This window comes from Actinoplanes lobatus (assembly GCF_014205215.1).
Classification (GTDB): Bacteria; Actinomycetota; Actinomycetes; order Mycobacteriales; family Micromonosporaceae; genus Actinoplanes; species Actinoplanes lobatus.
Genome location: NZ_JACHNC010000001.1, coordinates 2,948,306 through 2,962,868, shown reverse-complemented (window position 1 = coordinate 2,962,868; position 14,563 = coordinate 2,948,306). Strand labels below are relative to the sequence as shown.

Annotated in this window: 12 protein-coding genes; 5 read left to right on the top strand and 7 right to left on the bottom strand. The window is 70.9% G+C overall.

Going from position 1 to position 14,563, the window contains the following annotated elements; all coding sequences use genetic code 11:
- Nucleotides 1–28: 28 nt before the first annotated feature.
- Together BJ964_RS13740 and BJ964_RS13735 are read right to left on the bottom strand one after the other, a co-directional pair.
- Nucleotides 29–697: a response regulator gene (locus BJ964_RS13740; RefSeq protein WP_188121025.1), complete on the bottom strand. Its 669-nt coding sequence runs from the start codon at nucleotides 695–697 to the stop codon at nucleotides 29–31.
- On the bottom strand, nucleotides 694–2,007 hold the full coding sequence (locus BJ964_RS13735; protein ID WP_188121024.1) for a PspC domain-containing protein: 1,314 nt from the start codon (nucleotides 2,005–2,007) through the stop codon (nucleotides 694–696). The genes BJ964_RS13740 and BJ964_RS13735 overlap by 4 nt, the downstream gene beginning before the upstream one ends.
- 77 nt (nucleotides 2,008–2,084) lie before the next feature.
- Between BJ964_RS13735 and BJ964_RS13730 the strand changes: the two genes are divergently transcribed.
- The 3 genes from BJ964_RS13730 to BJ964_RS13720 all read left to right on the top strand — a co-directional run bounded on the left by BJ964_RS13730 (nucleotide 2,085) and on the right by BJ964_RS13720 (nucleotide 5,129).
- Entirely contained in the window at nucleotides 2,085–3,413 is a 1,329-nt protein-coding gene (locus tag BJ964_RS13730; RefSeq protein ID WP_188121023.1) for a PspC domain-containing protein, read from the top strand.
- A 73-nt stretch (nucleotides 3,414–3,486) separates the two neighbouring features.
- Nucleotides 3,487–3,822, top strand: a complete 336-nt coding sequence (locus BJ964_RS13725; RefSeq protein ID WP_188121022.1) for a hypothetical protein — start codon at nucleotides 3,487–3,489, stop codon at nucleotides 3,820–3,822.
- Nucleotides 3,823–3,878: 56 nt separating this feature from the next.
- Nucleotides 3,879–5,129, top strand: a complete 1,251-nt coding sequence (locus BJ964_RS13720; protein ID WP_188121021.1) for a phosphatidylserine decarboxylase — start codon at nucleotides 3,879–3,881, stop codon at nucleotides 5,127–5,129.
- A 64-nt stretch (nucleotides 5,130–5,193) separates the two neighbouring features.
- Here the strand turns inward: BJ964_RS13720 and BJ964_RS13715 are convergent, their stop codons facing one another.
- From BJ964_RS13715 to BJ964_RS13695, 5 genes are all read right to left on the bottom strand, one after another.
- The gene (locus BJ964_RS13715) at nucleotides 5,194–6,156 is read right to left on the bottom strand and encodes a CDP-alcohol phosphatidyltransferase family protein (protein WP_407650805.1); all 963 of its coding nucleotides are present in this window, start codon (nucleotides 6,154–6,156) and stop codon (nucleotides 5,194–5,196) included.
- A 190-nt stretch (nucleotides 6,157–6,346) separates the two neighbouring features.
- Nucleotides 6,347–7,237: an NUDIX hydrolase gene (locus BJ964_RS13710; RefSeq protein WP_188121020.1), complete on the bottom strand. Its 891-nt coding sequence runs from the start codon at nucleotides 7,235–7,237 to the stop codon at nucleotides 6,347–6,349.
- Between the two features lie 5 nt (nucleotides 7,238–7,242).
- Nucleotides 7,243–8,190, bottom strand: a complete 948-nt coding sequence (locus BJ964_RS13705; RefSeq protein WP_188121019.1) for an NUDIX hydrolase — start codon at nucleotides 8,188–8,190, stop codon at nucleotides 7,243–7,245.
- 130 nt (nucleotides 8,191–8,320) lie between these two features.
- Nucleotides 8,321–9,868, bottom strand: a complete 1,548-nt coding sequence (guaA, locus tag BJ964_RS13700; protein ID WP_188121018.1) for a glutamine-hydrolyzing GMP synthase — start codon at nucleotides 9,866–9,868, stop codon at nucleotides 8,321–8,323.
- A gap of 38 nt (nucleotides 9,869–9,906) precedes the next feature.
- Nucleotides 9,907–11,736 (bottom strand): S8 family serine peptidase, encoded by a 1,830-nt coding sequence (locus tag BJ964_RS13695; protein WP_188121017.1) that lies wholly within the window; start codon nucleotides 11,734–11,736, stop codon nucleotides 9,907–9,909.
- Nucleotides 11,737–11,866: 130 nt separating this feature from the next.
- Between BJ964_RS13695 and BJ964_RS13690 the strand changes: the two genes are divergently transcribed.
- Both BJ964_RS13690 and BJ964_RS13685 read left to right on the top strand, forming a co-directional pair.
- Nucleotides 11,867–12,964 carry an LCP family protein gene (locus BJ964_RS13690; protein WP_188121016.1) on the top strand — a complete coding sequence of 366 codons (1,098 nt, stop codon included), beginning with the start codon at nucleotides 11,867–11,869 and terminating at the stop codon, nucleotides 12,962–12,964.
- 19 nt (nucleotides 12,965–12,983) lie between these two features.
- Entirely contained in the window at nucleotides 12,984–14,399 is a 1,416-nt protein-coding gene (locus BJ964_RS13685; RefSeq protein WP_188121015.1) for a M1 family metallopeptidase, read from the top strand.
- Nucleotides 14,400–14,563 lie beyond the last annotated feature (164 nt).

Genomic DNA, 14,563 nt, shown 5'->3' with positions numbered 1-14,563 from the left:
CTTCCTTGTCTGGCTGCCCCGGAGGGGATCAGACGAGGCGCCGATCGGCCGCCCATCGTGACAATTCGTAACGGTTGCTCATCTGCAATTTGCGCAACACGTTGGAGACGTGGGTCTCGACCGTCTTGATCGAGATGTACAGCTCCTTGGCGATCTCCTTGTACGCGTACCCCCGGGCGAGCAGCCGCAGCACCTCCCGCTCGCGGTTGGTCAACTGGTCCAGCTCCGGGTCGGCGACCGGCACGTCCGGACGGGAGGCGAAGGCGTCCAGCACGAAGCCGGCCAGCCGCGGGCTGAAGACCGCGTCGCCGTCGGCCACCCGGCGCACCGCGGCGGCCAGCTCGTCCGGCGAGATCGTCTTGGTCACATAGCCCCGGGCGCCGGCCCGGATCAGGCCGATCACGTCCTCCGCGGCATCCGACACCGACAGCGCCAGGAACCGGACCTGCGGATGGGCCCGCCGGACCGCCTCCAGAACCGCCCGGCCGCCGCCGTCCGGCATGTGCACGTCCAGCAGCACCACGTCCGGCTGCACCGCGGAGATCCGGCTGACCGCCTCGCTCACCGTGCTGGCCTCGCCCACCACGTCGACGTGCACGCCCAGCTCGGCCCGCACCCCGGCGCGGAACATCGCATGGTCGTCGACCAGGAAGACATTGAGCCGACGGGCCTCCGGCTCGATCACGGGCTCGGTCATCGCACTGACTCCTTACCGGCGGTCACGCTCTCCCTCGTGATGGGAAGCATGAGCCGCACCTCAGTACCGTCTCCGGGTTCGCTGCGGATCTCCGCCCGGCCACCATGCCGCCGCATCCGCCCGATGATCGAACCACGGACGCCGTGCCGGGTCTTCGCCACACCACCCATGTCGAAACCGGCGCCCCGATCGCGGACGAAGACGCTCAGCTCATCCTCCTCCACCTCGGCATAGAGCGAAACCGTCTGCACCCCGGCATGCCGGGCCGCGTTCACCAGCGCCTCCCGGGCCGCCGCGACAAGCGCCGCCACCCGTTCGTCGCACTGGGTGTCGCCCACCACGACGGTCTCCACGGTGATCGCGTAGGTGTCCTCGACCTCGGCCGCGGCCTGCTCCAGCGCGGCGGCGAACCGCTCGGTCGGCGACGCGGTGGGCCGGTAGAGCCAGTTGCGGAGGCTGCGCTCCTGCCCTCGGGCGAGGCGCTGCACCTCCTTGATGTCGGTGGAGTTGCGCTGGATCAGGGCCAGCGTGTGCAGCACCTGGTCGTGGATCATCGCGGCCAGCTCGGCCCGCTCCTGCTCCCGGATCCGGCCCTCCCGCTCGGCGCGCAACTGCCCGAAGGTGCGCCAGACCAGGGGCGCCACCACCACACCGACGCCGAGCAGGCCGACGAAGGCGAAGATCACGCCGTTGAACACCGCGGACAGGGAGCCGGACGGGGCGTACACCGCCACCACGCCGATGATGCCGACCGCGACCAGGATCCCGCCGCCGATGAAGCGGAAGAGGAAGGACCGCCGGTCGTTCTCCGAGACGATGGCCGCGAACCACGGCGCCGAGGCCGGATTGTCGGTGTACGCGTCGCGGCGGCTCGGGTCGGACTGGTGCCAGATCACCCCGGCGCCGACCGCGATCACCGCGATCATCCAGCCGGCCGTGGTGCTCACCGAGTCGCCGAAGAGCTGGGCCTGCAACAGGACCACGCCGAGACCGATGGCGGCGAACGGCAGCAGGGCCGACAGATCGCGGCGGACCGGCTTCTCCTCGCCGCGCGCCTCCTGCGGCAGCACCGCCCAGTAGGCGGCGTAGAGCAGCAGGCCGAGGGCGTTGAACCCGAGCAGCACGACGAGCGCGATCCGGACGGCCAGCACCGGCACGCCGAGATGACGGGACAGCCCGGCCGCGACCCCAGCGACGATGCGCTGGTCACGCGGCCGGTACAGCCGGCGGGGTTGCGGCGGGGCGGGGATAGTCACCCTCCGATCGTCACACGTGACGTACGCGCGGGCCACGGGGAAGTTCCCCGGCATCCGGGCCGGATATCTCAGGGTGGCCTCAGGGTCGTCTCCGGAGGCGGCTCGGGCGGGCGGCGGACCAGGATCGAGACATGAACGATGAAGCGCCCGGTGCCGGTCCCAAGGGTGACCAGGCACCTTCCGACCAGCCCGAGGGCTTCCCGCCCGGCTCCAACGTGCCGCCGTGGGTCGCCGCGGCCTCCGCGGCCTGGTCCCGCCAGCAGCTCGTCCGCCCCCGCAACGGCCGCTACGTGGCCGGCGTCTGCGGCGCTCTGGCCCGGGCCACCAACACCGACCCGGTCCTGTGGCGGGTGCTGCTCGGCGTGCTCGGCGTGCTCAGCGGCACCGGTGTGCTGCTCTACCTGATCGGCTGGCTGATCATCCCGTCCGAGGGTGACACCTCCTCCCCGGTCGAGTCGCTGCTGGGCAAGGGCCGTTCCGGGATGGCGCCGCTGTCGGTGGTGCTGCTCGGCGGCGCCGCTCTGCTGACCTTCGCCTTCATCGTCAACTCCGGCGCACGGGCCAGCCTGCTCGCGGCGGCCGTGGTCCTGGGCGCGTTCCTGCTGATCAAAAGGGGTGGTGCGACTCCGTTCCAGGCCGCCGCGCCACCACCACCGGACGCCCCGCCGCCGGCCACGGAGGAACCGACGATGGCGTTCGTGGCGCCGCCCGCGGCCGAGCCGGCCGGCGAACCGGTGAGCAAGGCGGGCCCCACCACCGGGTTCCGTCCGCCGTTCGCGCCGCACGGCCCGTTCGCCGGCCCGCCCACCGCTCCCCCGCCGGTGCCGCCGATGCCACCGCGCCCGCCGATGCCGCCGAAGCCGCCGCGGGAACGCTCGATCCTGGGCCGGCTGACGTTCTTCGCGGTCGTCATGGTGACCGGCCTGATCGCCGCGATCGACATGAGCGGCGTCGACGTGGCCATCTCCGCCTACTTCGCGGCGGCCCTGACGACCACCGCGCTCGGTCTGATCGTCGGCGCCTGGTTCGGCCGGGCCCGGGGCCTGATCGCGCTGGCCCTGGTGCTCACCTTCGCGCTCGCCGCGTCCAGCGGGCTGGAGCGGTTCGGCCGTGACTGGACGCCCAGCGTCTACCGCCCGACGAGCCTCGCCGCGGTCGCCGACGAGTACTCGTTCGACGTCGGCAACGTGACCCTGGACCTGCGCTCGGTCGACTTCACCGGGCAGACCCAGGCGGTCACCGCCAGCATGAAGCTCGGCCAGCTCCGGATCCTGCTCCCGCCGACCGTGGACGCCTCGGTGACCGCGGGCGTCGACGGCGGACGGGTGGTCCTGTTCGGCGAGGAGTACAACGACAGCAGCACCCGCCAGGCCGACGACCTGGGCGCGGACGGCGCCGGCGGTGGCACCCTGCAACTCGACGTCCGCGTCGAGGCCGGAAACCTGGAGGTCATTCGATGAGCGAGCTTGCGAGCGAATCATCAGGCACAGCTCATCCCTCATGGCGACACCGGAGCGAAGCGGAGGTGGCGGCATGAGACCGCACCGGATGGACGGGGTGTCCCTGACCTTCGGCCTGATCTTCCTGGCGGTCGCCTTCTGGTGGGCCGTGTCCCAGGTGCTCACGGTCAACCTGCCCCCGATGGGCTGGATCGTGGCCGGCGGACTGATCTTCTTCGGGGTGGTCGGCCTGCTCGGCGCGATCCGCTCCGGCCGCCGCGAGCCGCAGCCCGAGCCGGTGGCCGCGACTGCCGCGCCGGCCACGGTCGAGGTTCCCGGCGATCTGCCGCCGGAGATGCACGCCTCGATCGTCCGCGAACTGCTCGACGATCCGGCCCGGAAGTTCGAGCGCGAGCACCCGGCCGGTTGAGCCCTCCGCCCCGCCCATCGGTCAGCGACCGGTGGGCGGGGCAATATGCTCGCTGAATGACCGCGTTTCCGACCGTGTCCGTCACTCCCGTTCCCGGCGTGGGTGCCCGGGCCGCCCGCGCCCTGACCGCCGAGTTCGCCCGGCAGAACGCGGCCACGTCCGCGCTGCTGGTCGGCGCCGACCACGCCTCGGCCGTGGTGGCCGCCGCTGTCGAGGCGCTGCTGCCCGGCGACACCCTCACCCTGGTCCCCGGCCGCGACAGCAGCAGTGATCTGCTCCGCGGCCACATCTCCGGTCTCGGCAGCTGGGTCGCCGATCGGGTGAAGATCGTCGAATCCCTCGCCGAGGCCCAGCCGGCCGACGTGGTGATCGTCGGTGAGCCGCTGACCGGCACCGCCGACGAGACCCGCGCCCTGATCGACCAACTCGGCAAGTACCTGTCCGACGGGGCCGTCCTCTCGGTCGCCGTGCCGGCCGGCCCGGGCCGCACCGCCGGCGCCGCGGCGGAGCTCTTCCGCCAGGGCGCGCTCTTCGGCGTCGGCTCCGACCTGGTGGTCCGCAACCAGCCGCCGCTGCGGGTGCACAAGCTCCGGTTCAGCCCGGCCGAGGTGTCGACGGCGGCCGGCCTGGCCCCGGCGTACCGGACGTCGAGCGTCCCGCTGACCCGGACGATGCACATCGACTCCAACGGCGTCGCCGCGGCCGGCATCGCGCTCGGCCTGGCCGTGCTGGCCCGTCGCGCCCGGCCGAAGTCGAAGCTCTGGCTGCTGCCGGCGCTCGCCGCGGCCCCGGTGGCGGCCTTCTTCCGCGATCCCGAGCGGGACGTCCCGACCGACCCGTCGGCGATCATCTCCTCCGCGGACGGCAAGGTGCTCTCGGTCGAGCGGCTGCGCGACGAGCGCTTCGGCCCGGGCGAGTTCCTCCGGATCGCGGTGTTCCTGTCGGTCTTCGACGTGCACGTCAACCGTGCGCCGGTGGCCGGCCGGGTGGCCGACTACTTCGTCGAGGAGGGCGGCTACGCCAACGCCGCGACCGCGGCGGCCGAGCACAACGTGGCCGCCTACACGGTCCTCGACACCGACCAGGGCACCGTCGTGGTGGCGCAGCGGACCGGCCTGATCGCCCGCCGCATCGTGCAGCGCGCACCGGTCGGCACGCTGCTGGCCAAGGGTGAGCGCTACGGCCTCATCCGTTTCGGCTCCCGCACCGACGTCTACCTTCCCGCCGACCGCGCGGAGGCCCTGGTCTCCGTCGGCGAGCGGGTCGTCGGCGGCGCCACCGTGATCGCCCGCTTCACCAACGCCTGAGAACCAGCCGAACACGAAGAAAGGGCCGCCTCCCGGACGGGAGGCGGCCCTTTCTGTCGGTCGGTCAGACGCGCTTGGCGCGCATCCAGAGGATCGGGCCACTGACCAGGTAGGTGGCGACGATCAGGACGAACGTCATGCGCGGCTGGAGCAGGGCGCCGACGATCGGGAGCAGCCACAGCCACGGCGGCAGCTTCAGCAGGCGGGCGAGCTTCGCGTACGGGAAGCTGGAGACCATCGCGAAGGCCAGCAGCGTCACGCCGGTCAGCTGCACCATGCCGGGCAGCGGCAGGCCGATCAGCACGGTGAGCGCGAGGACCGCGGCGGCCATCGTGGTGGGCACGCCGCAGAAGAAGCGGCCGTCCTTCGGCGAGACGTTGAACCGGGCCAGCCGGATCGCGGCGCAACCGGCCACCAGGGCGGTCGCGATCGCGGCGGCGGCCTGCGGCACCTCGTCGGCGAGCGACGCGTAGACCACGACCGGCGCGGCCAGGCCGAACGAGCACATGTCGGCCAGCGAGTCCATCTGCGCGCCGAACGGGCTGGCGACGCCGAGCTTGCGGGCGAGAGCGCCGTCCAGACCGTCGAACACCACGCACGCCACCAGGCAGGCGGCGGCGATCTGCACCTTGCCGTCCATGGCCAGGAAGATCGCCAGCAGGCCGAGGCCGAGGCTGGACAGGGTGCAGGCGTTCACGAGCGCGAAGCTCGCACGGCGGGACATGGTGCGCTCGCCCGGCAGCAAGGGGATGGAAGCCGGTGCCGGGTCGGCCCCGGCAACGGACAACTCCACAGGAACCCCCGGTGCGGGAATGGTGATGGTCCGCACCGAATCGGAACCGATGTGCAGCACCTCGGCCCGGGTCGCGGTGGCGGCCCGACCGGTCTCGGCGGAACGGCGGCCCACCCGAACCAACAGGGCTTGCCGCGCGAGAGTCCCGCCGCGGCGCAGCCGGCCAGCCCAACGACGCCCGGCGGGACGGGGACTATCCGTCGTACGACGCCGGCGCCAAGGGGTACTCGGCACGTGCTTCCTCCATGGAGTTCGGTTGTCCCGCCGGGTTGTCGCGAGCCCGGCGAAATTGCGGGTTACACCATCGCACAGCCGGACGGCATTGGCGAGAGGGCGAACGATCCTGGAGTGCAACGACGAGAGCTGCCCGTTGGATCCCTCGCGTGGAGCGACGGACAACTCATCGACCTTCCGTGTGACGATTTTAGCCCGTGCGCCCCAGTGCATCCCGGGTCAGCTCGGTGAGCGGCAGTCCGTCGAGCTCGTCGAGCCTGAACCAGGCCGCGGCGGCGGTGGATCCGCCGGCCGCTTCGGTGACCTCGGCGGCGGTCGGCCGGTCGACGGTGACCCGGTAGACGACACGGATCACGTGCCAGTCGAGCGGCACCCCCTCGGGGCCGAGCGCGGCCGGATCGTACCGGTGCGAGACGTCCACCAGACCGGCGATCCGGCCCCGCTGGGAGGTCTCCTCGTACAGTTCCCGGGCGACCGCGCGCTCCGGGGTCTCGCCGAAGTCGGTGCCGCCGCCGGCCAGGTGCCACAGCCCGGCGCCGGGGTAGCCGTCCGCGATCCGGGTCAGCAGGATCCGCCCGGCCGGGTCGCTGGCCAGGGCGTACGCTCCGAAGCGCTGCACCCGGCCGGTGCGCTCGGGCTCGCCGGCGGGCACCTCGACCTCGGCGGCCTCGAAACTCACGCCGAGGATGCCGGCCGTGAAGGGCAGCAGCGGGCGCGCCGCCACCTCGGCCGGGGTGAGCCACTCGGCGGCGTCGGTGGTGCCGGCCGCCTCGGGGGTCAGGTCGCCGCCGGTCACCTCGACGTCGTAGACGATCCGGTCGGTGTGCTCGACCGAGTCGTCGGGAAGCCGGGCCAGGTCGGCGAGCACGGCGCGCAGCCCGGTGACCCGCACCCGCAGGCCGGTCTCCTCGCCGAACTCCCGGACCACCGTGTCGTCCGGGTGCTCGCCGTGGTCGATGCCGCCGCCGGGCAGGGACCAGACGCCGGGGAAGGCGGACTCCTCCGAGCCGCGGGTGAGCAGCACCCGCCCGTCCGCGTTCCGGCACACCGCGTACGCCGCGGCCCTTCTCCTGAGCTTCACCGCGCCTAGATTAGCCGCGCCGCCCGCAAGGCATCGGCGGTCACCTCGGTGAGCTGGTCGTGGGCCAGTTCGGCGACCTCCTTGAGCGGCATCCAGCGCGCCTCGCAGGTGGAGCCGCCGACGTCGTGGATGGTCACCTCGGTCGGCTGGTCGACGACGACCCGGTAGAAGGCGCGGACACCATGCCAGTCGATCGGGTAGCCCTCCGGGCCGAGGGAGGCGGCGTCGCGGTGGCTGGCCACGCCGAGCAGCGAGACGAGGCGGCCCTCCTGACCGGTCTCCTCGACGAGTTCGCGGATCAGGGCGGTGCCGGGCTGTTCGCCGTAGTCGGTGCCGCCGCCGGGCAGGTGCCAGCAGCCGGCTCCCGGGTAGCCCTCGGAGATCCGGGTGAGCAGCAGGTTCTCGTACGGGTCGGTGGCGATCGCGTAGGCCGCGAACCGCTGCGCCCGGTGCAGCCCGTCCGGCCCCTCGTACGCGTAGAAGGACGGGAAGACCGGCGCCTCCTCGGGCCGCAGGTCACCGGAGTCGGTGGAGAGCCCGAGGGCGGCCGCGGTGAAGGGCCGTAGCTTGAGCTTCTCCGCCTCGTCCAGGGTGTGCCACCGGGCCAGGTCGGTGGGGTGGCCGACCCGGTCGATCAGGTTGCCCCCACGGACCGAGACCGTGTAGACCAGCCGGTCGGTGTGGATGGTGACGCCTCGGTGCGGCATCGAGCGCATGTCGGCGAGCACGTCGTGGAGCCCGGTGACGGCGACGGACAGGCCGGTCTCCGCCGCGGTCTCGCGGACGACGGTGTGGTTGGGATCTTCGCCGTGGTCGACGGCGCCGCCGGGCAACGACCACACTCCGGGGGTGCCGGATTTGGACGAGGCCCGGACCAGAAGGACGCGGCCCTCGCCGTCGCGGGCGACGGCGTAGGCGGCGATCCTGCGGAGCGGTTCCAGTGCGGGGGTCACGGGCGGCATTCTGCCCGGAATATGTGACCTCTCAAGAACTTTTGTCAACTTCCTGACAGTGGGATAGCGGTGTGTAATCGCAGCTCAGGGCGGCTTACGCCGCCCTGGGCGATTGATCCACTACTGTCCGTCACTCCCACTCAATGGTGCCCGGGGGCTTGCTCGTCACGTCCAGCACCACCCGGTTGACCTCGCGAACCTCGTTGGTGATCCGGTTCGAGATCTTGGCGATCAGGTCGTACGGCAGGCGGGACCAGTCGGCGGTCATGGCGTCCTCCGAGGAGACCGGCCGCAGCACCACGGGGTGCCCGTACGTCCGCCCGTCGCCCTGCACACCCACGCTGCGCACGTCGGCGAGCAGCACCACCGGGAACTGCCAGACCTCCCGGTCCAGCCCGGAGGCGGCCAGTTCCTCGCGGGCGATCAGGTCGGCCGCCCGCAGGATGTCGAGACGCTCCCGGTCGATCGCGCCGATGATCCGGATCGCCAGGCCGGGGCCGGGGAACGGGTGCCGCTGGACGATCTCGTCGGGCAGGCCGAGCTCCTTGCCGATGGCCCGCACCTCGTCCTTGAACAGGGTGCGCAGTGGCTCGATCAGCGCGAACTGGAGGTCGTCCGGAAGTCCGCCGACGTTGTGGTGCGACTTGATGTTGGCGGTGCCGGTGCCACCGCCGGACTCCACCACGTCCGGGTAGAGCGTGCCCTGGACCAGGAACTCGATGTGCCGCTCGGCGTCGAGCTCACGGGCCGCGGCCTCGAACGTACGAATGAATTCGCGTCCGATGATCTTGCGCTTTTGCTCCGGGTCCTCCACGCCCTTCAGGTGTGAAAGGAACTGTTCTTCGACATTCTTCACGACAAGTCGGACATTGGTCGCTGCGACGTAGTCCTTCTCGACCTGCGCCGCCTCACCCGCCCGCAGCAGCCCATGGTCGACGAAGACGCAGGTGAGCTGGTCCCCGATCGCGCGCTGGACCAGCGCCGCGGCGACCGCCGAGTCGACACCGCCGGAGAGCCCGCAGATGACCTGCTTGTCGCCGACGATCGAGCGGATCCGGGCGACCTGCTCCTCGATGATGTTGTCCGGCGTCCAGGTAGGCGAAATGCCGGCGATGTCGTACAGGAAGCGCTTGAGCATCTCCTGGCCCTGCTCGGTGTGCGCCACCTCGGGGTGGAACTGGACACCGGCGCGCCTCGAGGTCAGGTCCTCGAAGGCGGCGACGGGAGCGCCCGGGGTGGAGGCGGTGACCGCGAAGCCGGACGGGGCGACCGCGACGCTGTCACCGTGGCTCATCCAGACCGGCAGGTCGGCGGGGAGGTCGCGGAGGAGGGTGCCGCCGCTCGACTCCAGGAGGGTCCGCCCGTACTCCCGGGAGCCGGTGTGCGCGACCGTGCCGCCGAGGGCCTGGGCCATCGCCTGGAAGCCGTAGCAGATGCCGAAGACCGGCACATCATGATCGAACAGGCCGGCGTCGAGCGTGGGAGCACCGGGCTCGTAGACGCTGGACGGGCCGCCGGACAGGATGATCGCGGCGGGGTTCTTCGCCAGCATCTCGGCCACCGGCATCGAGTGCGGGACGATCTCGGAGTAGACACGGGCCTCGCGGACCCGGCGGGCGATCAACTGAGCGTACTGGGCGCCGAAGTCGACGACGAGAACGGGACGCGGGGTACTCACCCGGCGAGTTTACTCACCGGCTGAGCACCCCGGCCTCGTCAGGCTCGGTAGTAGGTGCGAATCGTGGTGTACCGCACGTTGCCGGCCTTGTCGTACGCCCGGACCCGGACCTTCATCGTCTTCTTCTGGCTCGCGACCTTGAACGACAGCACGTAGCCGGCCGTCGTGTCGGTCGCCACCACCTTGCCGTTGACCAGCAGCTGGACCTTGCTGATCCCGGACTTGTCGGCGGCCTTCACGTACACCTTGACGGTGCCCTTGACCTTGGCCTTGTTCGCCGGGGCCTTGGTGACCGACACGGCCGGGAGCACGTTGTCCGCGACGAGCGTCCGGGCCGGCAGCCAGGTGCTGTTGCCGGCCTTGTCGTGCACCCGCAGCTGCACCTTGACCGCGCCGTTGCGGCCGGCCGTCTTCAGTACCGGGGCGAACGGGGCGGTGTAGTCCCAGCTGTGGAACTTGCCGTCGACGAAGAGGTCGACGGACCGGATGCCGGACCAGTCGTCCTTCAGGCCGAGCGGGGTGATCGCCACATCGCCGTGGACCTTGGCGTTCTGCGCCGGGCTGGTGCCGGTGCCGGTCGGCGGCTTGGTGTCGGTGCCCTTGGTCAGCGCGGCGGCCGCGTCCACCAGACCGTAGTAGTTCCAGCTGCCGTTCGGCCGGGCCGAGCTGGTGATCGCCCGCTGCAGGCCCCACCCGCTGTAGTTCGGGTTCTTCGACTTGACCAGGGCGGCCACCCCGGCGACCAGCGGCGAGGAGAACGAGGTGCCCTGGATCTCGTAGTCGTCGTAGATCAGGTTGCCGGAGCTGTCCCGGATGGTCAGCCAGCACGAGCTGCGGTCGTCCCAGCAGTACGTGCCGTTGCGCTGCATGCCCGCGGTGATGCCGGGCGCCGAGACGTCCACCCAGCTGCTGCCGTAGCTGGAGAACTCGGCCCGGGCGGTGCCGCCGGTCCGGGTGTCGGTGGCGCCGACCGCGAGCACGTCCGCGTACGCCGCGGGGTAGCTCTTGATGTTGCGGCCGTCGTTGCCGGCCGCCGCGACGACCAGGACGCCCTGCCCGTTGGCCCAGGCCACGGCGTCCTGGAGGACGGCCGTCGACTGGCTGCCGCCGAGCGACATGTTGATGATCTTCGCGCCCCGCTTGACCGCGTAGATGATGCCCTGCGCGATCTGCGCGTAACTGCCGCTGCCCTGGCTGCTGAGCACCTTGACCGGCAGGATCTTGCACTTGGCGCAGACGCCCGCGATGCCCGCCCCGTTGTTGGGCGTGCCGGCGATCAGCGAGGAGACGATCGTGCCGTGTCCCTCGTCGTCGGACGCGTTGCTGTCCCGGTTGTAGAAGTCGTAGCCGGACAGCACCTTGCCGGCCAGGTCGCCGGTGGCGGTCACACCGGTGTCCAGGACCGCGACCGTCACCTCCTCGCCGGTGGTGGTGTCCCACGCGGTGGGCACCCGCAGCTGCCCCAGCTCGGGCTGCCGGCCGGCGGTGAAGTACGGGTCGTTCGGCGTCACGTCCAACTTCTGGGCCAGCGCGTCGACCTGGACGTACGAGACGTTGGGGTCGAGCTTGAGCGCGGCCGTGACGGCGACGGCCTGAGCCTTCGGCACCTCGATGGACTTGGCCCGGATCTCGCCGAGCAGGCTGCGGGCCATCGAGCCCTTGGCGTCGGCGCCAGCCAGGCCGAGGCGGCTCAGGCTGGGCAGGTCGACGTCGGTGTCGACACCGGCGCGCAGGCCCACGACCAGGCGGACCGGGAGTTCACGACTGGAACCGGTGACCGAGGCGTTGGCGGTGGGAGCAAAGCTGGCGCCCGCGAGAAGGGCAGCGGCAGCCAGACCGACGACGACGCGCCGGTGAGTGGATTTCATACTCGGACGGCCTCCCCATGAGTCGATTCGTCGATCGACGAATCGGCCGCGCAAGCCTACCGGTGATCTTAAATTTGGCAATACCCACGTGGCATTGAGCACCGCCGTGATCTCATTTACTGTTCGCGCTATGCGGAACAGCAAGATCACCTGGTCGATCGTGGCCGGCACCGGACTCGCGCTGGTCGCCGGAGTGGGCGTCGCCATCGCGGTCAGCCGGGGCCCCGCCGAGCCGGCCGCGGCGCCGTCCGCCGCCCCCTCCGCGAGCGCCGTGCCCACGGTGAGCACCCCGTCGGCGCCGCCGTCGCCGTCCCCCGGCGCCGACATCAAGGGGCCGCTCGACCTGGTGCTGATCGGCGTCGACACCCGGCTGAGCATCCCCGGCTACGAGCCGCACGCCGACACGATCATGCTGCTGCACGTGGAGGCAGACCTCCAGTCGGCCTACCTGTATTCCCTGCCACGTGATCTCCGGGTCCAGATGCCGGCGTACAAGAAATCCGGTTTCCGGGGCGGCAAATACAAGATCACCGAAGCGATGAGCCGCGGTTCGCGCATCCCGGGCTCGAAGAAGAAAAGCGTGGAGCAGGGTTACGAACTGCTCACCAAGAGTCTCAGCGCGTACACCGGGATCAAGACCTTCCAGGGCGGCGCGATCCTCAATTTCCGCGGCCTCGACAAGCTGGTCGACAAACTCGGCGGCATCGACCTGGTGGTCGACCAGAAGGTGAAATCCCGGCACCGCCGGCCGGACGGCACGATGCGGAAGCAATCCGGCAGCGACTACAGCGGGCCGCAGGCCACCTACCTGCCCGGCAACCGGCACCTGGTCGGCTGGCAGGCACTCGACTACGCCCGGCAGCGCTACGGGCTGCCCAACGGGGACTACGACCGCCAGCGGCACCACCGGCAGCTCGTCGAGGCGATCCTCACCAAGGCGATGACGCAGGGCATGGAGGATCCGGCGAAACTGGGCGGGCTGATCAACGCGCTCGGCGAGGCGCTGGTCTACGTGGGTGGCCGTACGCCGTTCGAGTACGCGTACGCCCTCCGGAACCTCACCGCTCAGGACATCACCACCGTGTCGCTTCCCGGCGGCGGCGTCGGCAGCGGCAGCGGATACCTGGGTGAGCAGCTCAAAGCCGAGGGCCGGGGCTTCCTGACGGCACTCGCCAAGGGCAACCACGTCGCCTATCTGAAGGCACACCCCAAACTGGTCGACAGGTAATGGTCGTAACCTTCAGGCCATGAAACGACGGGCCGGCGGGCTGATCCTCCTGTTGCTGCTGTCCGGGTGCACCGGCGGCGAGCGCGAGCCGGAGGCGGCCCGGTCGGCGTCCCCGGCCGTCAGCTTCGGGCCGGGCGCGGTCGGCGCCGGCGATCCGTACTTCCCGACCTACGGCAACGGGGGCTACGACGTCGGCGGCTACGACCTGGCGCTGCGCTACGACCCGGCGGCCGGCAAGCTGGACGGCACGGCCACCATCACGGCCACCGCCACGCAGGACCTGTCCCGGTTCAATCTGGACCTGGCACACCTGAAAGCCACCACCGTCCTGGTGGACGGCACCCCGGCCACCGTGGCCGCCGCGGGCAACGAGCTGGTGGTCACCCCGGCCGCCGGCATCCCGAAGGGCCGCGCCTTCACCACCGTGGTCAGCTACGGCGGCGTGCCGAAGCAGCTGGAGAACGAGATCCTCGGCGCGGGCGGCTGGCTGCGCGTGGGCAAGGACGGCGCGATCGCCCTGGGTCAGCCGGAGTCGGCGAGCACCTGGTTCCCGGTCAACGACCACCCGTCCGACAAGGCGACCTTCAAACTGGCGATGACCGTGCCGGACGGTGTCGAGGTGCTCAGCAACGGACTGGCCGGCAACAAGGACACTGTGGACGGCTGGACCACCTGGCGCTGGTCCGAGGAGTCGCCGATGGCCAGCTATCTCGCCACCGTCGTGATCGGGCAGTACCGGATCACCACCGGCACGCACGCCGGACGACCCATGATCACGGCGATTCCCGAGTCGCTGCCCGCCGACGGCCCGGCCGCCAAGTCGCTGGCCCGGACCGGCGAGATCACCGACTTCCTGGAGACACAGTTCGGGCCGTACCCGTTCCGGGCCAACGGTGGCGTGGTGGTCGACGAGGACGAGATCCGCTACGCCCTGGAAACGCAGGCCCGCCCGGTCTACGGCAACACCTTCTTCGCCTCCGGCCAGAACACCGGCGTGATCGCGCACGAGCTGGCCCACCAGTGGTTCGGCGACAGCGTGGCGCTCAGCCGCTGGCAGGACATCTGGCTCAACGAGGGCTTCGCCACCTATGCCGAGGCGCTGTGGTCGGAGCACACGGGCGGACAGACCGCGCAGGAGATCTTCGACGAGGCCTACCGCTCCTTCGACTGGACCGAGACCCCCGGCGACCCCGGCCCGCGCCGTATCTTCGGCGACGCCGTCTACGAGCGCGGCGGCATGACCGTCCACGCGCTGCGCAAGACGATCGGCGACGAGGCCTTCTTCAAACTGCTCAAGTCCTGGCCCGCCGACCACCGCGACGGCAACGTCACCACCGAGCAGTTCATCGAGGCCGCCGAGACCGCCTCCGGCAAGGACCTGGACGCCTTCTTCGAGGCCTGGCTCAACGGCAAGACCAAACCCCCGAAGCCCTAGATTTCGTACGGGAGAACGGTCACCCACCCCTACTGCGGTGCACTAGACATACCCGCAAAACGCCGCCGGTGTCGAGGCAAGTGATTTGCCGACGCCAGCGGGTTTTGCTGGCGGCGGGAAATCACCTGCCTCGACACCGGTTACAAGGCGTTTTGCCGCGGAGC